The organism is Pseudomonas sp. IT-P395, from assembly GCF_949767675.1.
In the GTDB taxonomy this organism is placed as follows: Bacteria; Pseudomonadota; Gammaproteobacteria; order Pseudomonadales; family Pseudomonadaceae; genus Aquipseudomonas.
Map to the genome: position 1 here is coordinate 639,614 of NZ_CATKPW010000022.1, position 25,450 is coordinate 665,063.

Annotated in this window: 24 protein-coding genes and 1 riboswitch; of the genes, 13 read left to right on the top strand and 11 right to left on the bottom strand. The window is 59.7% G+C overall.

Annotated elements, in window-relative coordinates; translation table 11 throughout:
- Positions 1-24 precede the first annotated feature (24 nt).
- A complete protein-coding gene (locus tag ACM6IN_RS18235) occupies positions 25-576 on the top strand; it encodes a cytochrome b (protein ID WP_414916475.1) in 552 nt (183 codons plus the stop codon).
- Positions 577-607: 31 nt separating this feature from the next.
- Positions 608-1,183, top strand: a complete 576-nt coding sequence (locus tag ACM6IN_RS18240; protein WP_007913714.1) for a YceI family protein — start codon at positions 608-610, stop codon at positions 1,181-1,183.
- 183 nt (positions 1,184-1,366) lie between these two features.
- Here ACM6IN_RS18240 and ACM6IN_RS18245 read toward each other — a convergent pair whose 3' ends face one another.
- The 4 genes from ACM6IN_RS18245 to ahcY all read right to left on the bottom strand — a co-directional run bounded on the left by ACM6IN_RS18245 (position 1,367) and on the right by ahcY (position 6,906).
- Positions 1,367-3,250: a DEAD/DEAH box helicase gene (locus ACM6IN_RS18245; RefSeq protein WP_007913716.1), complete on the bottom strand. Its 1,884-nt coding sequence runs from the start codon at positions 3,248-3,250 to the stop codon at positions 1,367-1,369.
- Positions 3,251-3,472: 222 nt separating this feature from the next.
- A complete protein-coding gene (locus tag ACM6IN_RS18250) occupies positions 3,473-4,285 on the bottom strand; it encodes a substrate-binding periplasmic protein (protein ID WP_123376187.1) in 813 nt (270 codons plus the stop codon).
- Between the two features lie 192 nt (positions 4,286-4,477).
- Positions 4,478-5,323, bottom strand: a complete 846-nt coding sequence (gene metF, locus ACM6IN_RS18255) for a methylenetetrahydrofolate reductase [NAD(P)H] (RefSeq protein WP_414916476.1) — start codon at positions 5,321-5,323, stop codon at positions 4,478-4,480.
- A gap of 173 nt (positions 5,324-5,496) precedes the next feature.
- The gene (gene ahcY, locus ACM6IN_RS18260) at positions 5,497-6,906 is read right to left on the bottom strand and encodes an adenosylhomocysteinase (RefSeq protein WP_007913721.1); all 1,410 of its coding nucleotides are present in this window, start codon (positions 6,904-6,906) and stop codon (positions 5,497-5,499) included.
- A gap of 23 nt (positions 6,907-6,929) precedes the next feature.
- A riboswitch (S-adenosyl-L-homocysteine riboswitch) is annotated at positions 6,930-7,029 on the bottom strand.
- Positions 7,030-7,227: 198 nt separating this feature from the next.
- Between ahcY and ACM6IN_RS18265 the strand changes: the two genes are divergently transcribed.
- Positions 7,228-7,635, top strand: coding sequence for an acyl-CoA thioesterase (locus ACM6IN_RS18265; RefSeq protein ID WP_007913723.1), 408 nt, complete (start codon positions 7,228-7,230; stop codon positions 7,633-7,635).
- A 186-nt stretch (positions 7,636-7,821) separates the two neighbouring features.
- Positions 7,822-8,709, top strand: a complete 888-nt coding sequence (locus ACM6IN_RS18270) for a formate/nitrite transporter family protein (RefSeq protein WP_007913725.1) — start codon at positions 7,822-7,824, stop codon at positions 8,707-8,709.
- On the opposite strand, the gene ACM6IN_RS18275 is transcribed toward ACM6IN_RS18270, so the two are convergent.
- On the bottom strand, positions 8,710-9,975 hold the full coding sequence (locus ACM6IN_RS18275; RefSeq protein WP_007913728.1) for a cation:proton antiporter: 1,266 nt from the start codon (positions 9,973-9,975) through the stop codon (positions 8,710-8,712).
- 289 nt (positions 9,976-10,264) lie between these two features.
- Complete coding sequence (locus ACM6IN_RS18280) at positions 10,265-11,434, bottom strand: MFS transporter (RefSeq protein ID WP_007913735.1); 1,170 nt, start codon at positions 11,432-11,434, stop codon at positions 10,265-10,267.
- 254 nt (positions 11,435-11,688) lie between these two features.
- Here ACM6IN_RS18280 and ACM6IN_RS18285 point away from each other — a divergent pair, with 254 nt between their 5' ends.
- Positions 11,689-12,522: an EamA family transporter gene (locus tag ACM6IN_RS18285; RefSeq protein WP_007913737.1), complete on the top strand. Its 834-nt coding sequence runs from the start codon at positions 11,689-11,691 to the stop codon at positions 12,520-12,522.
- A 39-nt stretch (positions 12,523-12,561) separates the two neighbouring features.
- Entirely contained in the window at positions 12,562-12,945 is a 384-nt protein-coding gene (locus ACM6IN_RS18290) for an MAPEG family protein (protein WP_008081053.1), read from the top strand.
- Between the two features lie 126 nt (positions 12,946-13,071).
- Here the strand turns inward: ACM6IN_RS18290 and ACM6IN_RS18295 are convergent, their stop codons facing one another.
- Complete coding sequence (locus ACM6IN_RS18295) at positions 13,072-14,250, bottom strand: murein transglycosylase A (protein WP_414916477.1); 1,179 nt, start codon at positions 14,248-14,250, stop codon at positions 13,072-13,074.
- Positions 14,251-14,378: 128 nt separating this feature from the next.
- Here ACM6IN_RS18295 and ACM6IN_RS18300 point away from each other — a divergent pair, with 128 nt between their 5' ends.
- On the top strand, positions 14,379-14,828 hold the full coding sequence (locus tag ACM6IN_RS18300) for a c-type cytochrome (RefSeq protein ID WP_414916478.1): 450 nt from the start codon (positions 14,379-14,381) through the stop codon (positions 14,826-14,828).
- A 146-nt stretch (positions 14,829-14,974) separates the two neighbouring features.
- Here ACM6IN_RS18300 and ACM6IN_RS18305 read toward each other — a convergent pair whose 3' ends face one another.
- From ACM6IN_RS18305 to ACM6IN_RS18320, 4 genes are all read right to left on the bottom strand, one after another.
- A complete protein-coding gene (locus ACM6IN_RS18305) occupies positions 14,975-15,370 on the bottom strand; it encodes a DUF1090 domain-containing protein (protein ID WP_007913741.1) in 396 nt (131 codons plus the stop codon).
- A 97-nt stretch (positions 15,371-15,467) separates the two neighbouring features.
- On the bottom strand, positions 15,468-17,144 hold the full coding sequence (gene ligB, locus ACM6IN_RS18310; protein WP_414916479.1) for an NAD-dependent DNA ligase LigB: 1,677 nt from the start codon (positions 17,142-17,144) through the stop codon (positions 15,468-15,470).
- 260 nt (positions 17,145-17,404) lie between these two features.
- Positions 17,405-18,595 (bottom strand): methionine adenosyltransferase, encoded by a 1,191-nt coding sequence (metK, locus tag ACM6IN_RS18315; RefSeq protein WP_007913745.1) that lies wholly within the window; start codon positions 18,593-18,595, stop codon positions 17,405-17,407.
- A gap of 18 nt (positions 18,596-18,613) precedes the next feature.
- Positions 18,614-19,609 (bottom strand): ArsR/SmtB family transcription factor, encoded by a 996-nt coding sequence (locus tag ACM6IN_RS18320; RefSeq protein WP_123376191.1) that lies wholly within the window; start codon positions 19,607-19,609, stop codon positions 18,614-18,616.
- A 270-nt stretch (positions 19,610-19,879) separates the two neighbouring features.
- Between ACM6IN_RS18320 and tkt the strand changes: the two genes are divergently transcribed.
- From tkt to ACM6IN_RS18350, 6 genes are all read left to right on the top strand, one after another.
- Positions 19,880-21,877 (top strand): transketolase, encoded by a 1,998-nt coding sequence (gene tkt, locus ACM6IN_RS18325; RefSeq protein ID WP_007913749.1) that lies wholly within the window; start codon positions 19,880-19,882, stop codon positions 21,875-21,877.
- A gap of 161 nt (positions 21,878-22,038) precedes the next feature.
- A complete protein-coding gene (gene epd / locus ACM6IN_RS18330) occupies positions 22,039-23,091 on the top strand; it encodes an erythrose-4-phosphate dehydrogenase (protein ID WP_102900055.1) in 1,053 nt (350 codons plus the stop codon).
- 12 nt (positions 23,092-23,103) lie between these two features.
- Positions 23,104-24,267, top strand: a complete 1,164-nt coding sequence (locus ACM6IN_RS18335) for a phosphoglycerate kinase (protein WP_414916480.1) — start codon at positions 23,104-23,106, stop codon at positions 24,265-24,267.
- A gap of 34 nt (positions 24,268-24,301) precedes the next feature.
- Entirely contained in the window at positions 24,302-24,523 is a 222-nt protein-coding gene (locus ACM6IN_RS18340) for a hypothetical protein (RefSeq protein WP_007913756.1), read from the top strand.
- Positions 24,524-24,580: 57 nt separating this feature from the next.
- On the top strand, positions 24,581-24,913 hold the full coding sequence (locus tag ACM6IN_RS18345; RefSeq protein ID WP_414916481.1) for an MliC family protein: 333 nt from the start codon (positions 24,581-24,583) through the stop codon (positions 24,911-24,913).
- A gap of 252 nt (positions 24,914-25,165) precedes the next feature.
- On the top strand, positions 25,166-25,450 hold a 285-nt coding region (locus ACM6IN_RS18350; protein WP_414916482.1), incomplete at its 3' end, for a class II fructose-bisphosphate aldolase.

Below are 25,450 nucleotides of genomic sequence, written 5' to 3' on the forward strand. Positions count from 1 at the left end.
CGCAGTTCTCACAGGATTTGGGCAATGCAGCTACGTAACTCTTCTTCGCGCTATGGTTGGGTCAGCATCTTCATGCACTGGGGCGTGGCGCTGGTGGTCTTCGGGCTGTTTGCGCTGGGCCTGTGGATGGTCGGGCTGGATTACTACAGCAACTGGCGCAAAGAGGCGCCGGATCTGCACAAGAGTATCGGCCTGGTGTTGCTGGCCGTGATGGTGTTGCGGGTGCTGTGGCGTTTTATCAGCCCACCGCCGCCGACGCTGCAGAGCTACAGCCGCATGACCCGGATCGGCGCCAAGTTCGGCCACGGGTTTCTGTATCTGGCGCTGTTCGCTGTGATGCTTGCCGGTTACCTGATTTCCACCGCAGACGGTGTCGGGATCCCGGTGTTTGGCCTGTTTGAAGTTCCTGCACTGGTTTCCGGGCTACCGGATCAGGCAGATACCGCTGGGGTGATTCATCTCTGGCTGGCGTGGGCACTGGTAATTTTTTCCGGTCTCCATGCGTTGGCAGCATTGAAGCACCACTTTATCGATCGTGATGCGACCCTGACGCGAATGCTCGGTCGCAAAGCCTGAAATTCAACCTCGACTCAAAGGAAAAGAAAGCATGTTGAAAAAGACTCTGGCCGCTCTGGCAATCGGTTCTGCACTGCTCTCGGCCCAGGCCATGGCAGCGGACTACAAAATCGACAAGGAAGGTCAGCACGCCTTCGTTGACTGGAAAATCAGCCACCTGGGTTACAGCTTCATCCACGGTACTTTCAAAGATTTCGACGGTACGTTCTCGTGGGATTCGGCCAAGCCTGAAGCCAGCAAAATCTCCGTCGATGTGAAAACCGCCAGCCTGTGGTCGAACCACGCTGAACGTGACAAGCACATCGCCAGCAAAGACTTCCTCGACGTGGGCAAGTTTGCTGATGCCAAGTTCGTCTCCACCGCCGTTAAATCGACCGGTGAAAAGACTGCTGACGTGACCGGCGACCTGACCCTGCACGGCGTGACCAAGCCTGTGACCTTCAAGGCCACGTTCAACGGCGAAGGCAAGGATCCATGGGGCGGCGAGCGTGCTGGTTTCAACGCCAAGACCACCCTCAACCTGAACGATTTCGGGATCAAGGGCCCAGGTCCTACCTCGCAAACTGCGGATCTGGACATCTCGCTGGAAGGCGTGAAAGTTAAGTAACTTTCTCCTCGCCACATAAAAACGCCCCCGGTTGAAAGGCCGGGGGCGTTTTTTATTGCCTGCCACAACCCTGATCCCCTGTAGGAGCTGCCGAAGGCTGCTCCTACAGAAAGCGGGTTTGGGTCGTCCATAAAAAATGCCCCGGCTCTTTCGAGGCGGGGCAATTTTCATTGCAGCGTCAAATCAGCGATTGCGGGTCAGCAAGGCTGGTTTTTCGCCACGCGGGCGGCTTGGCAGTTGATCAAGCTGCTCAGGCGTCGGGAAGCGATCGGCTTTCGATTCCTTGTGCATGATCTTCGGGCCGGTGCTGCGCGGGTTCTGCACGGCTGGCTCGCTGCGCGGCTGATCGTCACGGGCTGGACGGCGGTTGCGCGAGGACGAAGCGGAATCGTCGCGACGACCCGACTGACCGTCACGCGGTGCACCATTGCGCGGGCCGCTGCGTTTGGCCGGTGGGGTGCCGGTGCTCGAACCGTTGCTGTTGCGCGGGCCGTTCTGGCGACCCTGCGACTGACCGCCGCGAGGTGCGCCCGAACCTGCGCCAGCACCTTGAGCCGGTGCGCCTGGACGACGACCACGGCCGCCAGCAGGAGCCGGTTTCGGCACGTAGTCAACGCGGTTACCGAAGTTATCGATATCGTCGTCGAGGAATTCGTCCGGTGCGCGATCAGCTGCCGCACGTGGCGGTTGGCTCGGACGCTGTTCGCGGCTCGGAGTACCTTCGCGCGGTTTCTGCTGACGGGCAGGGCGCTCGCCACGTTCACCGGCCGGTTTTTCCTTGCCCTTGTCTTTGCCTTTGTCCTTACGACCGCCACCACCGCCGCCGCCATTCGGCCCGTCGCCGCGTGGGCCACGTGGATTGCGCGGGTTACGCACGTCCGGACGTTCACGCACTTCCGGCTTCTCGGCTTCAATGGTGCTCGAATCGAAGCCCATCAGGTCGCCGTCGGCGATTTTCTGTTTGGTCATGCGTTCGATGCTTTTCAGCAGTTTTTCTTCGTCCGGCGCGACCAGCGAAATCGCCTCGCCCGAACGACCGGCACGGCCCGTACGGCCGATACGGTGAACGTAATCTTCATCGACGTTCGGCAGTTCGAAGTTGACCACGTGTGGCAACTGATCGATGTCCAGACCGCGCGCGGCGATGTCGGTAGCCACCAGGATACGCACCTGGTTGGCCTTGAAGTCGGCCAGCGCTTTGGTCCGTGCGTTCTGGCTCTTGTTACCGTGGATCGCCACAGCCGGCAGGCCGTGCTTGTCCAGGTACTCGGCCAGACGGTTGGCGCCGTGCTTGGTGCGGGTGAACACCAGCACCTGTTCCCACGCGCCGGCGGTGATCAGGTGCGCCAGCAGCGCACGTTTGTGGCTGGCCGGCAGACGGAATACGCGTTGTTCGATGCGCTCGACCGTGGTGTTCGGCGGCGTCACTTCGATGCGTTCCGGGTTGTGCAGCAGCTTGCCGGCGAGGTCGGTGATGTCCTTGGAGAACGTCGCCGAGAACAGCAGGTTCTGACGCTTGGACGGCAGACGCGCGAGAACTTTTTTCACGTCGTGCACGAAACCCATGTCGAGCATGCGGTCGGCTTCGTCGAGGACGAGGATTTCCACGTGGGACAGGTCAACGCTGCCCTGGCCGCAGAGATCGAGCAAACGACCCGGGCACGCAACGAGCACGTCAACACCACGGGACATGGCCTGAACCTGTGGGTTCATGCCAACGCCGCCGAAGATGCAGGCGCTGACGAATTTCAGGTCACGGGCGTAGATCTTGAAGCTCTCGTGAACCTGGGCCGCGAGTTCGCGGGTCGGGGTCAGGACCAGTACGCGCGGTTGGCGCGGGCCATGACGCTGGGATTTGTCCGGGTGACCATTGGGGAACAACCGCTCCAGGATCGGAAGGGCGAAACCGCCGGTTTTACCGGTACCTGTCTGTGCCGCAACCATCAGGTCGCGACCTTGCAACACGGCGGGAATGGCCCGCTGTTGCACCGGAGTAGGCTCGGTATAGCCCGCATCTTCGATGGCGCGGACTAAAGCCTCGGAGAGACCGAGGGAAGCAAAGGACATGAGTAATCCTGTTTTAGTTAGGGCTTGGCCCAATGGGAGTCTTGCCTGGCGCGAATCACGTTTAAGAGGACGCAATCCCGTCCGGTCCTGCTGCGGTTCCGAAGGCACGTCTGGAGCGCTCGCGCGGGCTGCAAAGCTGCGCTGTAGCGGGTCGAGAGGCCTGTTACGGTTCCGGGCGTCCGGGCGTGAGCCTGGCGGGAACGCCGGAGTATAACAGAGCAATCACTGCGCGCTGCTTTCCTGCTGCTCAACGGTTTTGCCGCTGGCCGTAGCATTGCCCAGCGGCGCGGCAATCGCGGGCGCCGCGCCATAACGAGCGCTCAGCTCGGCGTAGGCCGGTTCGCGCTTGAATCGCTTGAGCTCGGCGCCAAACCGCTGCACCAGCAAATCCATGCCGGCATTGCGTCGAACCGCGAGAAACTGGCTCTGACGGCTAATAACCGTCGGGTTTTCGGTGATTTGATCGCGAATATTCAGCTCATCGAGCAAATGCTGACCGACGCGACGGTCAGTGATCAGCAAGTCAATGCGACCGCGCACCAGTTTGCCGAAGTTGGCTTCGTGGGTCGGGGCCGGTTCACGGGTAAACAATGTTGATTCGCTGAAGTCTGGGCTATAGAGATAACCCGGCGAGGTGCCGATGGTCAGGCCTTTGAGTTCTTCGAGTTTGCTGAACGGGTGCGGCCGGTCGTTGGCGTAAAACATCACGAATTCGACGTCCGACAGCGGCTCGCTCGGGTAGAGCAGGGTGGCGTCGCGCTCATCGCTATGGAAGATATCCAGCGCGCCATCGGCAAGGCCGGTTTCAAGCATCGACAGGCAACGCTTCCACGGCAGGAATTGCCATTCGACTTCTATGCCCAGCCGTTTGAAGACGATGGCCGTGGTTTCGTAATCCAGTCCGAGGTTCTTACCGTTCTCTTCATAGACGTAAGGCGCCCACGGCTCGGTGACAATACGCAACTTCTCGCCTCGAGCGGCGAAGCTCAGGCAAGCAAAAACCAGCACGGCGAATAACTGCGTGATCAAAGGCATGGCTTGAGATTACGACGAGAAACGCGAAAGAGCCAGAAAGTGCCTGCACAAGCTCTAATTCGGGGATTTAAAAGCAAAAGATCGCAGCCTTCGGCAGCTCCTACAGGTGTAATTAAATCCTGTGTAGGAGCTGCCGAAGGCTGCGATCTTTTGATCTTGCTTGTTGCTTTCAGCTTGAAGCTTGCCGCTGTTTCAACGCGGCAACTTCAGGTTATTCCAGATCGCCAGACTCGGCTCGGCCTGGTTCATGGAATAAAAATGCAGCCCCGGCGCGCCGCCCTGCAACAGGCGTTCGCACATCTCGCTGACGACTTGCTCACCAAAGCGCTGAATGCTTTGTGTGTCATCGCCGTAGGCTTCCAGTTGCTTGCGGACCCAGCGCGGAATTTCCGCACCGCAGGCATCGGAGAAGCGCGCGAGTTTGCTGTAGTTGGTGATCGGCATGATCCCCGGGACGATCGGCAGATCGACACCCTGCGCCTGCAAACGGTCGACGAAGTAGAAGTAGCTGTCGGCGTTGAAGAAGTACTGGGTGATTGCGCTGTCGGCACCGGCGCGAGCCTTGCGCACGAAGTTGGCGAGATCGTCTTCGTAGTTGCGTGCTTGCGGATGCATCTCCGGGTACGCAGCGACTTCGATGTGGAAATGATCACCGGTTTCTTCACGAATGAATTCAACCAGTTCATTGGCGTGACGCAGCTCGCCGCTGGTCATGCCCATGCCGGACGGCAGGTCACCACGCAGGGCGACGATGCGCTTGATGCCGGCAGCCTTGTACTCGTTCAGCAGGCCGCGCAGATCGTCCTTGCTGTCGCCGACGCACGACAGGTGCGGTGCGGCCGGGATTTTGACTTCGCTTTCCAGTTGCAGAACGGTGTTGAGGGTGCGATCACGGGTCGAACCACCAGCGCCATAGGTGCAGGAAAAGAAGTCAGGATTGTATGTGGCCAGCTGACGGGCAGTGGCGAGCAGTTTTTCATGCCCAGCATCGGTCTTGGTCGGGAAGAACTCGAAGCTGTAGCGACGGTCTTGGGACATGGTCATACCCTTGGAAACACGTAAGCCGGACGCTGCACCCTGTAGGAGCTGCCGCAGGCTGCGATCTTTGCAGATCAACAGATCGCAGCCTGCGGCAGCTCCTACACAGAGCGGTCAGCAGCGCCAGTCAGGCAACGCGGTGCGCCAGGCACACCGCGTCGACGCTCAGCCAATCAGTAGCGGTAAGCGTGTGGCTTGAACGGGCCTTCGACGGTCACGCCGATGTAGTCAGCCTGTTGCTTGGTCAGTTGAGTGACCACGCCACCGAAGCCGCGAACCATTTCCAGGGCCACTTCTTCGTCGAGTTTCTTCGGCAGTACTTCAACGGTCAGACGCTCGGCTTTCTGGGCTGGCGACAGGTCGGCGTACTTCTGGCCGAACAGGAAGATCTGTGCCAGAACCTGGTTGGCGAACGAACCGTCCATGATGCGGCTTGGGTGACCCGTGGCGTTGCCCAGGTTTACCAGACGGCCTTCGGCCAGCAGGATCAGGTAGTCGTCGTTCTGTGCGTCGAAAGCGCCCGGGCCGGTACGGTGAATCTTGTGCACCTGTGGCTTCACTTCTTCCCATGCCCAGTTCTTGCGCATGAAAGCGGTGTCGATCTCGTTGTCGAAGTGACCGATGTTGCAGACCACGGCGCGCTTCTTCAGAGCTTTGAGCATGTTCGCGTCGCAAACGTTGACGTTACCGGTGGTAGTCACGATCAGGTCGATCTTGCCCAGCAGCGCTTTGTCGATGCTTGCTTCGGTGCCGTTGTTGATACCGTCGATGAACGGCGAAACCAGTTCGAAACCGTCCATGCACGCTTGCATGGCGCAGATCGGGTCAACTTCGGAGACTTTAACGATCATGCCTTCCTGACGCAGGGACTGAGCGGAGCCCTTGCCCACGTCACCGTAACCGATGACCAGCGCTTGCTTGCCGGACAGCAGGTGGTCAGTACCGCGCTTGATCGCGTCGTTCAGGCTGTGACGGCAGCCGTACTTGTTGTCGTTCTTGGACTTGGTCACCGAGTCGTTGACGTTGATGGCCGGGATTTTCAGCTCGCCCTTGGCCAGCATGTCCAGCAGACGGTGTACGCCGGTGGTGGTTTCTTCGGTCACGCCGTGAACGCGATCCAGTACTTGTGGGTACTTGTCGTGCAGCAACTGAGTCAGGTCGCCGCCGTCGTCGAGGATCATGTTGGCGTCCCATGGCTGGCCATCCTTCAGGATGGTCTGCTCCAGGCACCACTCGTACTCTTCTTCAGTTTCGCCTTTCCAGGCGAAAACCGGGATACCGGCAGCAGCGATAGCGGCAGCAGCCTGATCCTGAGTCGAGAAAATGTTGCACGACGACCAACGTACTTCGGCACCCAGGGCAACCAGGGTTTCGATCAGCACGGCAGTCTGAATGGTCATGTGGATGCAGCCGAGGATCTTGGCGCCTTTCAACGGCTGTTCGCCGGAATACTTGCGACGCAGACCCATCAGAGCCGGCATTTCCGATTCGGCGATGATGGTTTCGCGACGGCCCCAGGCAGCCAGGGACATGTCGGCAACTTTGTAATCGTTAAAATCTGCAGGCGTGATAACAGCGCTCATGAAGAGCCTCCATTCGTAATGTATGCGAATGGGCGCCGTTGTGCGTTTAGTGTCCAGCCTAAGGCCGGTCAACGCCCCATCCGAGCCTGACAGGTTGAACCTGCTGCAGCGCCCCTCGGACAGGTGGCGGGAAAACGGTAGCAAGTGAACGTTACCGTTTTGAAACGGGGGCGATTATAGCCGTCTAGACTGATCTTCCAAAGGGTTTCTGTCGGCCAGATGAAGATCGTTAATGACGACCATAGTCGAAGCCGCATGGAGCCTGACCGCTCAGTCTGCCAAGATACCGTCCATCGTTCGGCAAGACACTCAGGAGTGAAGATGAATTTCCACACCCGCAAATGGGTAAAACCCGAAGACCTCAACCCCAACGGCACCCTGTTCGGCGGCAGCCTGCTGCGCTGGATCGACGAGGAAGCGGCGATTTACGCGATCGTGCAGTTGGGCAATCAGCGCGTGGTGACCAAGTACATTTCCGAGATCAACTTCGTCAGCGCCTCGCGCCAGGGCGACATCATCGAACTGGGCATTACCGCCACCGAATTCGGCCGCACCTCGATCACCCTGACGTGCGAAGTGCGCAACAAGATCACCCGCAAGAGCATTCTCACCGTTGAGAAGATGGTTTTTGTGAACCTCGGTGAAGACGGCTTGCCGGCACCGCACGGGCGCACTGAAATCAAGTACGTCAAAGACCAGTTTCAGGAAGATGAGTTAGTCAGCGAGTAATGCGAGCCCTGTAGGAGCTGCCGCAGGCTGCGATCTTTTGATCTTGTTTTATAGAGGCAAGATCAAAAGATCGTCCGATCGCGGCCCGAGCCTTCGGCAGCTCCTACACTATTAGCGTGGCGCTCACAGAACGTATTCCAAGCCGCAAGGGTCGTAGGTAAACACCACCCCCACGGTTCCCACGCCATGACCACTCCCACCGACGGCAAGACCCCCGATCTCTCGGCCAAAGAGCAACACGAAGTCGAGAAAAACCAGCCGCCCCGCGCGGCCGTTCTGCACGAAATCATCCGCAGCCAAGGCGATCAGGAACTGGAGCGCAGCATCGCCGCGCTGTGGTGGTCGGCGCTGGCGGCCGGGCTGACCATGGGCTTGTCATTGATGGGCATGGGCCTGCTCAACTCGCGCCTGCCCGACGGTGACGAATTCAAGGTGATCGCCAGCTTCGGCTACTGCGCAGGTTTTCTCGCGGTGATCCTCGCCCGTCAGCAACTGTTCACCGAAAACACCCTGACTGCCGTGCTGCCGGTCATGACCAAGCCGACCCTGCAAAACTTCGGCCGGCTGATCCGCCTGTGGACGGTGGTGCTGGTCGGCAACCTGTGCGGCACGATTCTGGTCGCGTACGTGATGCTCGAACTGCCGATCTTCGACACCAAGACTGACCACGCCTTTCTCGAAATCGGCCGCAAGGTCATGGAAAACCACGCCAGCCAGATGTTCGCCAAGGGCATCGTTTCCGGCTGGATGATCGCCACTATGGTCTGGATGATTCCGTCCATGGAGAGCGCGAAGATGTGGATCATTATCCTCATCACCTACCTGATGGCGCTCGGCGACTTCACTCACATCGTGGTGGGTTCGGCGGAGGTGTCATATCTGGTGTTCGCCGGCGAGCTGCCGTGGAGTGATTTCTGGATGGTCTTCGCTGGGCCTACGCTGGCGGGGAACATCATTGGCGGCAGCTTTATCTTCGCGCTGATCAGCCATGCGCAGATTCGCAGTGAGAGCGGTGCGCCGAAGGAGTCTGCGGATCAGGCCGAGAAACCTGATCCGCGAGAGATCAAAAAATGATCAGTGATGCGCTGGTTCAGTCACGGTTACCGGCTCGTTGCGAGTCGCATGCTTGACCAGTTTGCCGATGGTCAGCCCCTGCAACAGGATCGACGACAGCACCACGATGTAAGTGATGCTCAGCAGCAGATCACGCTCCGGGCCCAGCGGCAGGGCCAGCGCCAGTGCCACCGAAACACCGCCGCGCAAGCCGCCCCAGGTCAGAATGCGGATGGTGCCGGCTGGCACTGTCCGCCAGCGGCGCAGCAGCAGAATCGCCGGGGCCACGGTGAGCAGGCGCGACAGTAGAATCGCCACCGCGAGCAAACCAGCCGCAGCCATGTGCAGCCAGTTGAATGGCAGCAGCAACAACTCCATGCCGATCAGCGCGAACAGCAGCGCATTGAGCATGTCATCCAGCAACTCCCAGAAACCGTCGAGATAGCGGCGGGTCATGTCATTCATCGCCAGATTGCGCCCGACGTTACCAATGATCAGACCGGCGACCACCATCGCGATCGGTGCCGAAACATGAATCTCGGTGGCCATCGCCGAACCGCCGATGACCAGCGCCAAGGTCAGCATCACTGTGATCTGATGCTGCTCGACGCTTTTGATCATTCGATAAACCAGATAACCGATCAGACCGCCGAACAGCACACCGCCGATGGCTTCATGAACGAACAACATCGCGGTGGCGCTGACGGTCGGGGTTTCGCCGAGTTGGGCGATGCCCAGCAGCACGGTGAACACCACGACGGCCGTGCCGTCGTTGAACAGCGACTCACCGACAATGGTGGTTTTCAGCGGCTTCGAGGCGTTGGCGGTACGCAGCACGCCGAGCACGGCAATCGGGTCGGTCGGCGAAATCAGCGCGCCGAACAGCAAGCAGTACAAGAAGCTCACGTGCCAGCCGAACAGGGCAAAAATGTAATAGGCGAGGCTGCCGATCACCGTGGTGGCAATCAACACACCGAAAGTCGCCAACAGACCGATGGGCCAGCGGTAGCTGCGCAGATCGTTGAGGTTAACGTGCAAGGCGCCGGCGAACAGCAGGAACGAGAGCATCCAGTTCATCAGCAGATCGCCGAAGTCGATCTGGCCGATCAGTTGCTGCACGCGTTCTTCGAGACCGGGGTAGCCGAGCACGCTCAGGCCTTGCAGGATCAGCGAGAACAGCAGTGCGGTGACCATCACGCCGATGGTCGGCGGCAGGCCGATGAAGCGGAAGTTGACGAAGGTGAGGAGGGTGGTAAGGCAGATGAAAGCGGCGACAAGTTCAAGCATCCGGGGTCCTTTGGATGAGGGGTGAAAGATAGCGCACCGAATCTTTGGTGCAGGGGTTGGATGGGCTGAGTCAGGATCGGGACACAGTTGATGGTGTGATGAGATCAAGAGCCCCCTCACCCCAGCCCTCTCCCTTGGGGAGAGGGGGAAAGGGAGCAGATCTTCAAGTCTTTCAGGGCCTGAGTTCGGCTCGAAATTTCAGGTCGATGTAACTCGAACACTCAACACGGTCAGTCCCCTCTCCCTCAGGGACAGGGCTAGGGTGAGGGCGCTTTCTGGCACATCACGATTAACCGGAAACATTGACCGCAGCCGCGCCGCGACGTTGCAGATAGATGAAAAACAGCGCCGTCAGCACCGTCAATACGCCAACCAGCGCTCCGGTCCACGGCAAGTCCGCCAGATCCGCGCCACTGGCCACCACCAGCCCACCGATCCACGCACCCGCCGCGTTGCCAAGGTTGAAAGCGCTCTGGTTCAACGTCGAGCCAAGGTTCGGTGCTTCATGGGCCTGATCGATGATCAGCAATTGCAGAATCGGGCACAGCGCAAAAGCAAAAATACCCCACAGCACCAGGGTGATTGCCGCCGGCACAACCGAGCGGCTGGTCTGGCTGAACGCCGCCAGAATCACCACCACCGCCAAGGCCACACCGACCAGCGACGGCAGCAAACGGCTATCAGCCAGACGCCCGCCGAGCATGCTGCCGCCGGTCAGGCCTACACCGAATAACAGCAGCATCACCGTGACGCCGTGCGGGCTGACGCCGGTGATGTCTTGCAGGATCGGCGCGATATAGGTGAACACGCTGAACAGACTGGTCGAGGCCAAAACACTCATGCCCAGCGCCAGCAACACGTTGACCTTGCCCAGCACCTTGAACTCGCTGGCAAGGTTGGCCTTGTCCATCGGGATGTGTTTTGGCAACCACAGCCACTGCGCCAGGGCGGCGACGACACCAATCACCGAGACCGCCCAGAAGGTCGAGCGCCAACCGGCGTATTGCCCGAGCGCCGTGCCCAGCGGTACGCCGAGGACGTTGGCCAATGTCAGGCCGGTGAACATCATCGCAATCGCTTGCGCGCGTTTGTTCGGCGCGACCAGCCCGGCGGCAACCACCGAGCCAATGCCGAAGAACGCGCCGTGACACAGCGCGGTGACCACACGAGCAGCCATCAGCGTCGCGTAGTTCGGTGCGAGGGCGCAGAGGATATTGCCGAGGATGAACATCAGCGTCATGCCCAGCAGCGTTGCTTTACGCGGCATATTCGCGGTGCCGATCGCCAGGATCGGCGCGCCGAACACCACGCCTAACGCGTAACCGGTGATCAACAGGCCCGCGTGAGGAATGCTTACGGCAAGGTCGCGGGCAACATCGGGCAGCAGGCCCATGATGACGAATTCAGTGGTGCCGATGCCGAATGCGGCAACAGCGAGGGCAAGCAAGGCGAGTGGCATGCGCAAGGTCTCTGTCGGTAGTCTTGACGCTTTGATCAGGCATACGCAAGCCGACGACCGATCTCGATGGAGGGCGGTGCAGGCAGGAATTATTGGTATTTTTCTGTGCGCAACTGAGTGCGGCGTGGTCGCTTGCAGTATAAACAGCTGCTGACACATCGCGAATCAATAATCTGACTATTCGGATTTTCACTGTAGGAGCCCGAGCCTGCGGCAGCTCCTACACGGGGACTCATAAAAATAAGGGGTAAGACGTGCTGGCGACAGCTTTGGTATTGATGGCGGCGCTGTTGCATGCGACGTGGAATACGTTAATCAAGTTCAGCGCCGAGCGGCTGCTGGTGGTGGCGTGCATGGACACCGTGGCGCTGCTGGTCGTTGCCATCGCGTTTCCATTCGTGAGCTTGCCGCCCATGGAAATCTGGCCATGGATTCTCGCTTCGGCAGCTTTTGAGCTGCTGTATCGCTACCTGCTGATTCAGGCGTATCGGGTCGGCGATCTGGGCCTGGTGTATCCACTGATGCGCGGATTGTCGCCGTTGGTGGTGCTGGCGCTGACCTTGATCTTCGCCGGTGAAGTGCTCACCACGCAGCAGATTTTCGGGATCATGCTGATCCCGTTGGGCATGGTTTGTCTGTTGTGGCAGGGCGGTGGCGGCAAGCATTTGCCATGGTCGATGCTGCCGGTGGTGGCGTTGATCGGCCTGTGTATTGGTTGCTACACCTACATCGACGGCCAGGCATTGCGGCGCTGGTCGCATCCGCTCGATTACCTGGTCTGGGTCACGTTGTTCAGCGCGTGGCCGTTTCCGCTGTTGGCGTGGGTCGCCAAGCGTCCGGCGTTCATGTTGTTCTGGCGTGAGCAATGGAAGCTGGGGTTGGCGGTGGGCTTCTGCGTATTGGCCAGCTACGCTCTGGTGCTGTGGGCGATGCAGTTGGGCTCGATTGCGGAGGCCGCGGCATTGCGTGAGATCAGTGTGATTCTGGTGGTGCTGTTCGGCATGCGCTACTTGAAAGAACCTTTCGGCCGTCCACGGCTCTTAGCCTGTGGGCTGGTGCTGATCGGCATGCTGGTGATGAAGTTCTGACCGCTCGCGAATTCTATAACTCGAAAAAAGGACGGCGTTATGACGGTGGCTCTGTGGTGTGTGTTGATCGCAATTTTTCTGCCGTATATCTGCACTGGCGTGGCGAAAGCCGTGGGTGGCTACCGGTTGAGTGACAACCACGATCCGCGCGACTTTCTCGAAAGTCTCAACGGTGTGGCCAGGCGTGCGCATGCGGCGCAGATGAACAGCTTTGAAGTGACGCCGGCGTTTGCGGCGGCAGTGATCGTCGCGCACCTGGTGGGGACGGCGGAGCTGGTGACGGTCAATGTGCTGGCGGTGCTGTTTATCACCAGTCGCCTGCTGTACATCATTTGCTACCTGGCGGACTGGGCGATTCTGCGCTCGCTGGTGTGGTTTGTGGGAATGGGGTTGATTGCTTCGTTCTTCTTCGTGTCGGTCTGATTATTTTACTGGTGTTGCTGATGGCCTCATCGCGAGCAGGCTCACTCCTACATTTTGGAATGCGTTCCCCTGTAGGAGTGAGCCTGCTCGCGATAGCTATCTGATTACCTCAGCAGATTCCAAGGCTTACTTCTTCTCTGTATCCGCCACCTGCGGCACTTGCGGCAATGCCGCACCTTTAGGCCAAAGCATCCAGATCTGCCCCTGCTGCTTCATGTCCCCGGCCAATTGCCCGGCCGCATCACCGGTGCCCCAGAACAGATCCGCACGCACCTCGCCGGCAATCGCGCCGCCGGTGTCCTGTGCCGCGACCGGGCGGACCAGTGCAGTGCCATCCGGTTTAGTAGTTGATAGCCACAACAGGCTGCCCAGCGGAATTACCTTGCGATCCACCGCCGCGCTGTAGCCGGCAGTTAGCGGTACGTTCAGCGAACCACGCGGGCCTTCGTTGCTGTCCGGGTTGCGGGTGAAGAACACGTAGCTCGGGTTACTGCCGAGCAGTTCGGGGATGCGCGATGGATTGGCCTTGGCCCAGTTGCTGATTGCGCTCATGGTCACGTCTTCTTTCTTCAGCTCGCCTTGCTCGACCAGCCAGCGGCCGATTGGGCGGTACGGGTGGCCGTTCTGATCGGCGTAGGCGATGCGCAGCTGTTTACCGTCCTCGGTCTGAATGCGCCCGGAACCCTGGATCTGTAGAAATTGCAGGTTCATCGGATCGGTCAGATACGCCACCACTGGCGCTTTCACACCTTTGGATTCGATGGTTGCCGCGTCGTCGTAAGGCTTGAGCACGCGGCCTTCGAGGCGACCGCGCAGGCGTTTGCCTTTGAGTTCGGGATAAATGCTGTCCAGCGAGACGATGATCATGTCCTCCGGCACGCCATACACCGGCACATTGGCCGCGTCGGTGGGCGTCAGGCTGCCGGGGTAGACCGGTTCGTAGTAGCCGGTGATCAAACCGTTGGCGTTGTCGTTTTCAGCGCGCAGGCCGTAGACATCGAGATTCTGTTTGAGGAACGCACGAATCTCTGCGGCGCTCTGCGGCACATTGGCCGCCGCTGCGCAGGTGCTGCCCCAGATGGCGTCAGCCTTGAGCCGGGTGCACGCGCTGCGCCACGAACCGAAACCGGCAACCAGATCGCTGTCGGACACTGCTGGCAGGGCTTCCCAGGTAGCGCTGGAGTAAGTGGCCAGTGCGTGGGTTTTTGGCTTGGCACTGTCGCCACCGGTGCAGCCGGCGAGAATCGCCAGCAGCGGCAGGGTTGCGAACAACGGGTGACGCCAGGCCTTGAAACGGCTGTTCATGGAGTGATTCCTGTGTCGGTTGCCCGCGTGCTCCATGCGCTCGAACAACCCGTATTTTTAATAGGGCTATTGGTGTTTGGCGGTGACGCGAGGATACTGGCCGCCGAATTCCGTGACCTGAAGCCACCATGACTCTTAAAAGCATTGCTGTTGTATTGCTGGCCTGTCTGTCCTTGTCCGCCTGTGGCGGTGTCGATCCGAATTCTCCGCTGGGTCAACGCAAGGCAATCTTCAAACAGATGCTCAAGACCGGTGAAGACCTGGGCGGCATGTTGCGTGGGCGCATTCCGTTCGACGGGCCGAAGTTCGCCGAAGGCGCGGTAAAACTCGATGCGTTGTCCCATGAACCGTGGAAGCATTTTCCGCAGGTGCGTGAAGAAGATCACACCAGCGCCAAGGATGATGTCTGGAAACAGCAGGCGCGTTTTCAGGAAATGGCCCGCAACCTTGAAGCGGCCACCGGTGAATTGGTGATTGCCAGTCAGGTTCAGTCGTACAAGGCCAGCAATCTCGGGCCGGCGGTGCAGAAAGTTGAAGATGCTTGCAGCGCTTGCCATAAACAGTTTCGCGATCATTGATTTCTATTGTTTGAGCTGACGCCTTCGCGAGCAGGCTCGCTCCCACAGTTGACCGAGTTGTACAGGTGAATACGGATCAATAGGGGAGCGAGCTTGTTCCGGGCGACGAGCTGACGAATAGGCCATCAAACTCACTGCATCAATGCTTACTTATCGATTTCGTCCAGCGCGTCCTGCAGTTCTTTGCGCGACTCGGCCAGTTTGTCTTTGCGCTTGTTGATCTTCTCCGGGTCGCCTTTTTTCATCGCCTTGTCGAGATCCGCCTGACGCTTGCTCACTTCGTGCTTGGCTTCGAGCACCTTGTTTTCGCGTTCTTTCTTCAGGCCGGCGTCGGTGCAGTGCTCGGTCACTTCACGCAAGGCCGTTTCCAGGCCTGCCTGCTGATCGGCGTTGCCGCGCGACTTGGCCTGTTCGATCTGATTCATGATGCCCTGCTTCTTGGCGGCGCAACCGGTCAGGCCCGGGGCGTCTTCGTCGGCCATGACGGGGGCGACCATTACGCCGCAAAGGGTCAGCATGGCGAGTGGTGCGAGAAATTTCATAAAAGCTCCATGTGCAAAGGCAGTCGGGTCGGTCAGGCACTGCGCTGTTGGAGCGCCTCGGTGGCCGATGGGTTCCCGGCGCGCCGGGATTGCGTGGTCAGAAACCGTCGATTCCGGCGGCATGTAAGGTTTCGCTCAAAGCCTGTACCTGCGGGTCGCGGAAGAATGCGCTCAATTGCGCTGCGCGTCCCGGGCCGATACCGGCTTCGGCCTGCCATTGTTCGGTGTTGCGTTGCGCCAGCGACTGCCAGGAATCAGTAAGTATTGCCTGGCCGGTTGGCGGCAGGCCCAAGGCTTTGAGCCACTGGGCAAAGGGCCGTTGGCGGGCGCTGTGAAAACTGTGCATCAAGCGTTCGCTGCTGCGCTCGCCGAAGCCGGCAATGTTAGCAAGCTCCGGCCCATCAAGGGTTAACCAATCAAGCAGGTTGTTCACGCGGCGTGTTTCGAGAAGTTTCTCCCAGGTACCGCGACCGACATGCTGCATCGCCAGCCCTTGTTTGCTACTGAGCCAGGTCAAACGGGCGAGAAACTGGCTTTCACATCCGGGGGTCGGTTGCCAGCAACTCAAGGCGTGGAAGTCATCGGCGTTGGGGATATCGATATCCGTGCGTTCGGTGGTGCGCCGTACAACACTGTCGAGCCGAGGAATGGTCAGGCCGGCGAGGCTGATCGCAATCTGATCGCCGGGACGAATGTCCAACGCTTGCCAGCGCTTCAACGAACTGGCGCTGACGCGTTTGATCTCGCGGTCGTCGAGCCTAACGGGAATCAGCTCGATCACCGGTGTAATGCGGCCAGTGCGACCGATCTTGAAGTTGATCTTGCGCACTTCAGCCAAGGCTTGCGCAAATGGATATTTCCAGGCGACCGCCCAGTACGGCGCGCGAGCCTGCCACCGTTCGGCGGGCGGGCGCCGACTCTGGCGCAAAACCACGCCGTCGGTGGCAAACGGCAGAGGTGAGCGATACCAGTGATCGCGCCATTTCTGCGCCTCTGCCAAGTCGGCAACGGGATGGCTGTACGGCTCAATCGTGGTGAAACCCAGGGTTGCCAATCCGGATATGCGCTCGGGCAAGTTCAAAGGTCCTTGTGGCCAGTCCCAAACGAACAGCCCGATGCCGGTGGCTTGTTCTGCGCTAAGGGATTTGCGGCTCATCAATCCGGCCACGGTGGCGCGGGCGTTAACGCTGCCGGCTCGGGCTTGCACATGCTGGTTCAGCCGCCAGTAAAGTTCACCCTGCACCAGCAGATCCAGTGGTTGTGACAGGCGTTGAGGGATAGCGCCGATGTTCTGCGCTGATGGCGTCCAGTCCTGTCCATGAACTCCGTCACCGCGACTGATGGCCTGATGCAAAACGCCGGCGCGGTAAATCAGCGTCACCGCGACGCCGTCGACTTTGGGTTGTATCCAGACGTCCTTGCGATCACGTAGCCAGGCCCCCGCGGCCTCATCTTTGTGGATTTTATCCAGGCCGGTATGGGCGATGGGGTGCGCGTTTGAGCCTGAAACTGTGCGCAAAGGATCGGGTGGCAAGGGCGCTTTGAAACACGCTCGCCACTCGTTCAGTTGCACAAGGGATTGGTCATAGAGTTCGTCGGCAATCAGTGAGCGGCCTTCGCGGTAGTAGGCGTCGTCCCATTGGTCGATCTGGTTTTGCAGGGCGGAGATTTCGCGTTGGGCGTGTGCAGCGGGCCAGTTTTGGCAGGTGGCTTGCGCGCTGAATGTGGCGGGCATCAGCAGGAAAATAAATAACAGGCGCAGCGTGGCAAGCATCGTGAGCGTCCTTGCTCAAGGGGAATGTTTGAAGGTTAGGCGAAAATATTTACTCCGCCGGATGGGTGTTTTACGGCTTGTTTCTGTGCAGTGAAAACAGCCCCTCACCCTAACCCTCTCCCGGTGGGAGAGGGGACTGACCGAGTGGTTTGCTGGATATGCATCGACCTGAACGTTCTGAGTTGAACTCCCGGTTTCAGGCATGAAAAAGCCCCGCACGGCGCGAACCGTGCGGGGCTTTTTGTACCGCCGGGGAAGTCTTACAGACCAGCAGCGGAACGCAGGGCGTCGGCGCGGTCGGTTTTTTCCCAGGTGAACGTGGTGAAGGTGTCTTCGCCAACGGTCTTGGTCTCTGGCGTGCGACCGAAGTGGCCGTACGCTGCAGTTTCCTGGTACATCGGGTGCAGCAGATCGAGCATGGTGGTGATTGCGTATGGACGCAGGTCGAACACTTCACGCACCAGTTTGACGATCTTGTCATCGCTGATCTTGCCGGTGCCGAAGGTGTTCAGCGAGATCGAAGTAGGCTGAGCCACACCAATCGCGTAGGAAACCTGAATCTCGCAACGCTCGGCCAGGCCAGCAGCGACGATGTTCTTGGCAACATAACGGCCAGCGTAGGCAGCCGAACGGTCAACCTTCGATGGATCTTTACCGGAGAACGCGCCACCGCCGTGACGGGCCATGCCGCCGTAGCTGTCGACGATGATCTTGCGACCGGTCAGACCGCAGTCACCTACCGGGCCGCCAATGATGAACTGGCCGGTCGGGTTGATGTGGAACTGAGTGTCTTTGCTCAGCAGTTCGGCAGGCAGTACGTGCTTGACGATCAGCTCCATCACGCCTTCGCGCAGGTCTTTGTACGACACTTCAGGGTTGTGCTGGGTCGACAGAACAACCGCGTCGATACCAACAACCTTGCCGCCTTCGTAACGGCAAGTCACTTGCGACTTGGCGTCCGGACGCAGCCAAGGCAGCAGACCCGATTTACGGGCTTCGGCCTGGCGCTGTACCAGCTGGTGCGAGAAGGTGATCGGCGCTGGCATCAAAACGTCGGTTTCGTTGCTGGCGTAGCCGAACATCAGGCCCTGGTCGCCGGCGCCCTGATCTTCAGGCTTGGCACGGTCAACACCCTGGTTGATGTCTGGGGACTGCTTGCCGATGATGTTCATCACGCCGCAAGTCGCGCCGTCGAAGCCGACTTCGGAGCTGGTGTAGCCGATGTCGCAAATCACGTCACGAACGATCTGCTCCAGGTCGACCCAGGCGCTGGTGGTCACTTCACCGGCAACGATGGCTACGCCGGTCTTGACCAGGGTTTCCACAGCAACGCGTGCGTGTTTGTCCTGGGCAATAATGGCGTCCAGCACCGCATCGGAAATCTGGTCGGCGATTTTGTCCGGATGTCCTTCGGACACGGACTCGGAGGTGAAGAGGGAGTATTCGCTCATCTCGATGTTTTCCTGAATTTACCGATGGTGAGTGTCGCCAGCCGGTCGCTGAAAATGGCGGACCTGGATCTGGAAACCATTACGTAAGCCTACATAGAGGCTTTCCCCGGGAACGAGTCCCGCAGCGGTGGCCCAACGGGCCAAATCGTCCTGTTCAAACCCCAACCACAGATCACCGCAGGCCTCCCTGGCCCAACTCTGGTTGTGGCTACATAACTCTGTCACGAGCAGACTACCGCCCGGTTGCAGCAGGTCGGCCATGTGCTTGAGCGCATCGGCCGGCGCGGCGAAATGGTGCAACACCATGTTCAACACTACGCAATCGGCCGTAAGGCTGGTGCCGTTCAATGCATCGGCCAATTGCAGGCTGACGTTAGCCAGCTGTTCACGTTCACATACCTGGCGCGCCAGTTCGAGCATCGCCGGGCTGTTGTCCAGCGCGGTTACGGTGCCGAAGCGACGGGCCAGTTCCGGCAGAAAAGCACCATCGCCGGGGCCGACTTCAATGGCCGTGGCGGCACCATTGAAGTTCAGTTTGTCGAGCAGGGCCAGCACGCTTTCGCGGTACTGCGGCAGGCCTGCGATCAAGTCTTGCTGGGCACGGAATTTCTCCGCCACCCGAGCGAAAAAGTCCTGACTGGCGGCGGCGCGCTGGCCGTGAACCTGCTCGATGCGCGCTTGCACGTCGTCAGGCAGATTCAGATTGTCGACTTCTTCTAACAATGCTGCGTGCAACTTGCCGCCGAGCAGTTCGGTGTGTGGCAGGGCGCGGCGATAGAAAATCGCGTTGCCTTCGCGGCGTGTCGCCACCAGGTCGGCTTGTGCCAGTACCTTGAGGTGATGACTCATGCCGGACTGGCCAATGCCGAAAATCTGCGCCAGCTCCAGAACACCGAACGAATCGTTGGCCAGCGCGCGCAAGACATTCAGCCGCAACGGATCGCCGCCGGCCTTGCACAGGGCCGCCAGCTCGTCGCAATCGTCATGGCGAATGGAAGGCACGCGTAAATTCATAGGGCCGCAGTCTAGAGACGGGGGGAATTCATCGCAAGGGCAATATCAAAAAGTTTTGATATTGCTCGATCAATGGCGCTTTTTATTGCACTTCTCACCAACCGGTTAACTCTACAAACGAGTAGCGGAAAGGTTTCACCAACAGAAAGCGCCGCTATCCATTGGAAAAACGCCCCCCGATGACTATCTGTCATTGCCCCGAGGCGCCCCGGTGAGGGAAAATGCCCTCCTTTTTTCCGTTTCGACTTACCAGAACCCAGGAGATCAGCGATGCCTAGCCGTCGTGAGCGTGCCAACGCCATTCGTGCCCTCAGCATGGATGCCGTGCAAAAAGCCAACAGCGGCCATCCCGGTGCCCCTATGGGTATGGCAGATATCGCCGAAGTGCTTTGGCGCGACTACCTCAAGCACAACCCGAGCAATCCATCGTTCGCCGACCGTGACCGCTTCGTGCTGTCCAACGGCCACGGCTCGATGTTGATCTACTCGCTGCTGCACCTGACCGGTTATGACCTGTCGATCGAAGACCTCAAGCAATTCCGTCAACTGCACAGCCGCACCCCGGGCCACCCGGAGTTCGGTTACACCCCGGGCGTTGAAACCACCACCGGCCCGCTGGGTCAGGGTCTGGCCAACGCTGTGGGCTTCGCTCTGGCTGAAAAAGTGCTGGGCGCGCAGTTCAACCGTCCTGGCCACAACATTGTCGACCACCACACCTACGTGTTTCTGGGTGATGGCTGCATGATGGAAGGAATTTCCCACGAAGTCGCTTCGCTGGCCGGCACTCTTGGTCTGGGCAAGCTGATCGCTTTCTACGATGACAACGGCATCTCCATCGACGGCGAAGTCGAAGGCTGGTTCACCGATGACACGCCGAAGCGTTTCGAGGCCTACAACTGGCAAGTGATCCGCAACGTTGACGGTCATGACCCGGAAGAGATCAAGACCGCCATCGAGACCGCGCGCAAGAGCCCGCTGCCGACCCTGATTTGCTGCAAGACCACCATCGGTTTCGGTTCGCCGAACAAGCAGGGCAAAGAAGACTGCCACGGCGCTCCACTGGGTGATGCGGAAATCGCCCTGACCCGTCAGGCGCTGAACTGGAACCATGGCCCGTTCGAAATCCCGGCCGACATCTATGCCGAGTGGGATGCCAAGGAAAAAGGTCGCGCGGCCGAAGCCGAGTGGGATCAGCGTTTCGCTGCCTACTCCGCTGCATTCCCGACCGAAGCCAACGAACTGGTACGTCGCCTGAGCGGTGAACTGCCGGCCGACTTCTCCGAAAAAGCTTCGGCCTACATCGCTGAAGTCGCGGCCAAAGGCGAAACCATCGCCAGCCGTAAAGCCAGCCAGAACACCCTGAACGCGTTCGGTCCGCTGCTGCCGGAACTGCTCGGCGGCTCCGCTGACCTGGCCGGTTCCAACCTGACCCTGTGGAAAGGTTGCAAAGGCGTCAGCGCTGAAGATGCCAGCGGCAACTACATGTACTACGGCGTGCGCGAATTCGGCATGACCGCGATCATGAACGGCGTGACCCTGCACGGCGGTCTGGTGCCTTACGGCGCGACCTTCTTGATGTTCATGGAATACGCGCGCAACGCTGTACGCATGTCGGCGCTGATGAAGAAGCAAGTGATCCACGTCTACACCCACGACTCCATCGGTCTGGGCGAAGACGGCCCGACGCACCAGCCGATCGAGCAACTGACCAGCCTGCGTACCACGCCGAACCTCGACACCTGGCGTCCAGCCGATGCCGTGGAATCGGCCGTGGCCTGGAAAAACGCGCTGGAGCGTAAGGACGGCCCATCGGCGCTGATCTTCTCGCGTCAGAACCTGCAACACCAGGAACGCGATGCCGGCCAGATTGCCGACATCAGCCGTGGCGGTTACGTGCTGAAGGACTGCGCAGGCGAGCCTGAGCTGATCCTGATCGCCACCGGTTCGGAAGTCGGTCTGGCGGTTCAGGCTTACGACAAACTAACCGAACAAGGTCGCAAGGTGCGCGTGGTTTCCATGCCGTGCACCAGCGTGTTCGATGCTCAGGACGCCGGCTACAAGCAAGCCGTGCTGCCATTGCAGGTTGGCGCGCGTATCGCCATCGAAGCGGCTCACGCCGACTTCTGGTTCAAGTACGTGGGGCTGGAAGGTCGCGTGATCGGCATGACCACTTACGGCGAATCGGCTCCGGCTTCGGCACTGTTCGAAGAGTTCGGCTTCACCCTGGAAAACATCCTGGGTCAGGCTGAAGAACTGCTGGAAGACTAAGCAGTACGAATGCGGTGGCCCCGGCCACCGCGTTCCCCTGTAGGAGCTGCCGGAGGCTGCGATCTTTTGATCTTGATCTTAAAAAAAACAGGATCAAAAGATCGCAGCCTTCGGCAGCTCCTACATGAGGTTGTGTTGTAGCGAATATTATCGAGAACCCCATGCCTCAACCGCGTCCTTACAAAGTTGCACTCAACGGCTACGGCCGGATTGGTCGTTGCGTCTTGCGTGCGTTGTTTGAGCGAGGCGAGAAAGCCGGGTTTGAAATTGTCGCGATCAACGATCTGGCGGACATGGCCAGCATCGAATACCTGACACGCTTCGACTCCACCCACGGCCGCTTCCCGGGCGAGGTGCGAGTAGAAGGCGATTGTCTGCATATTAATGGCGACTGCGTGAAGGTCCTGCGCAGTGCCACCCCCGAAGGCATCGATTGGGCGTCACTCGGCGTCGATCTGGTGCTCGAATGCTCCGGTGCCTACAACACCCGTGCCGACGGCCAGCGCTTTCTCGACGCCGGCGCGCCACGCGTGTTGTTCTCGCAGCCGATGGCCAGCGAGGCGGATGTCGACGCCACCATCGTTTATGGCGTCAATCAGGATTGCCTGACCGGCGACGAGCTGCTGGTGTCCAACGCCTCCTGCACCACCAACTGCGGCGTGCCGTTGTTGCGCCTGCTCGACAAGGCGATCGGCCTTGATTACGTGTCGATCACCACGATTCACTCGGCGATGAACGATCAGCCGGTGATCGACGCCTATCACCACGAAGACCTGCGCCGCACGCGTTCGGCGTTTCAGTCGGTGATCCCGGTGTCCACTGGTCTGGCGCGCGGTATCGAGCGCCTGCTGCCGGAACTTGCCGGGCGAATTCAGGCCAAAGCCGTACGCGTGCCGACGGTCAACGTGTCCTGCCTCGACATCACGATGCAGACCGCCACCGCGACCGATGCCAATGAGGTCAACCGGATCCTGCGCGAAGCCGCCACCCATGGCCCGCTCAAAGGTCTGCTCGCCTATACCGAGCTGCCGCACGCCAGTTGTGATTTCAACCATGACCCACATTCGGCCATCGTCGATGCCAGTCAGACCCGTGTTTCCGGCCCCAAACTGGTGAACATCCTGGCTTGGTTCGACAACGAATGGGGTTTTGCCAACCGAATGCTGGACGTTGCAGAACACTATCTGCAAACAGCAACTTCAAAAAAACCGTAGGAAGTGCGACCCATGACCGTGTTGAAGATGTCCGACCTCGATCTGCAAGGTAAGCGCGTATTGATCCGCGAAGACCTCAACGTCCCAGTCAAGGACGGTGTTGTCACCAGCGACGCGCGTATCCTGGCTTCGCTGCCGACCATCAAGCTGGCCCTGGAAAAAGGCGCGGCCGTGATGGTCTGCTCGCACCTTGGCCGTCCGACCGAAGGCGAGTTCTCCGCCGAGAACAGCCTCAAGCCTGTTGCTGACTACCTGAGCAAGGCCTTGGGCCGTGAAGTGCCGCTGGTCGCCGATTACCTCGGCGGCGTTGACGTCAAGGCCGGCGACATCGTTCTGTTCGAAAACGTGCGCTTCAACAAAGGCGAGAAAAAGAACGCTGACGAACTGGCCCAGCAATACGCCGCCCTGTGCGACGTGTTCGTGATGGACGCGTTCGGCACCGCTCACCGCGCCGAAGGTTCGACCCACGGCGTGGCCAAGTTCGCCAAAGTCGCCGCTGCTGGCCCACTGTTGGCCGCTGAACTGGATGCACTGGGCAAAGCCCTCGGCGCACCGGCTCAGCCAATGGCGGCCATCGTTGCCGGCTCTAAGGTGTCGACCAAACTCGACGTGCTGAACAGCCTGAGCCAGATCTGCGATCAACTGATCGTCGGCGGCGGCATCGCCAACACCTTCCTCGCGGCCGCCGGTCACCCGGTTGGCAAGTCGCTGTACGAACCGGATCTGCTCGACACCGCGCGCGCCATCGCTGCCAAAGTCAGCGTGCCACTGCCGGTTGACGTGGTGGTTGCCAAAGAATTCGCTGAAACCGCTGAAGCCACCGTCAAGCTGATCGCCGACGTCGCGGCTGACGACATGATTCTGGACATCGGCCCGCAAACCGCAGCCAACTTCGCCGAACTGCTGAAGTCGTCGAAAACCATTCTGTGGAACGGCCCGGTCGGTGTGTTCGAATTCGACCAGTTCGGCAACGGCACCAAAGTGCTGGCTCAGGCCATCGCGGAAAGCTCGGCGTTCTCCATCGCTGGCGGTGGCGACACCTTGGCCGCGATCGATAAATATGGCGTGGCTGAGCAAATCTCCTACATTTCCACCGGTGGTGGCGCGTTCCTCGAATTCGTCGAGGGCAAAGTGCTGCCAGCCGTTGAAGTCCTGGAAATCCGGGCCAAGGCCTGAGGCCGCCCGTTTGGCCAGGCAAAGGAGTGTTTTCATGGTCAAGTCGTTAGCGCTGTTGTTGCTGACCGGTACGCTGGCGGCCTGCGGGAGTAACCCGAAGGCCGAAGCCACGCCGGCGCCGAGCGAGTCGCAGAAGGGCTGTTATCAGGCCGACTGGCAGGCCGAAACCAACCCGGTGCTGAACAAGCGCTCGGGGCCGGACGGCCTGGACAAATACGAGACGCAAACCCCGGCCAAGGAACATGGTTGTCCTTGACGGGTCTGACTCTTTAACTCAGGGCTGGCGGCGTGTGCTGTCAGTCGAGGAACACGGATGAAAGGCTTGATCGCCATTGCGGCGTTGGCATTGTTGGGCGGTTGCGCGCAGTTGAACCTGTTTCAGTCGTCTGCTCCGGCGGACAACTGGATCACCTGGACCTGCGACAGCCAGGCCAAAGTGCTGTGGCGTTACGCCGATGCCGGCCAGAAGGAAGTCGACGTTCGACTGGGTGGCGGTGATCAGGTCTATCGCCTGAAAGAAGAGCTGGGGGCCTCGGGCACGCTGTACAGCGACGGCATGCTGGCGTTTCACGTCAAGGGAGAGGAAGGCCTGGTGTACTGGGTCGCCACCAATGACCTGATCGGCCGCGGCTGCAAAGCGCAGTAATTGCATCACCGCAGACCCAATGTAGGAGTGAGCCTGCTCGCGATAGCGGCCTGACAGTCGCTGCAATATTGACTGAAAGATGGCTATCGCGAGCAGGCTCACTCCTACAAGGGTTCTGCGCAGTTCTGAAGAATTGGCTTTATCGAATCACCAGACCGGGACTCAACCCCCGATCTGCAATCACTTGAATAGCCGCCGCCGCTCCGGCAGGCTGGCACGATTAACGACCCTCAACCGGGAGAGACACACACAATGGCACTTATCAGCATGCGCCAGATGTTGGACCACGCAGCCGAATTCGGCTACGGCGTTCCAGCCTTCAACGTCAACAACCTTGAGCAGATGCGCGCCATCATGGAAGCCGCTGACAAGACTGACTCCCCGGTGATCGTTCAGGCTTCGGCCGGCGCCCGTAAATACGCCGGCGCGCCTTTCCTGCGTCACCTGATCCTGGCCGCGATTGAAGAATTCCCGCACATCCCGGTGTGCATGCACCAGGATCACGGCACCAGCCCTGATGTCTGCCAGCGCTCGATC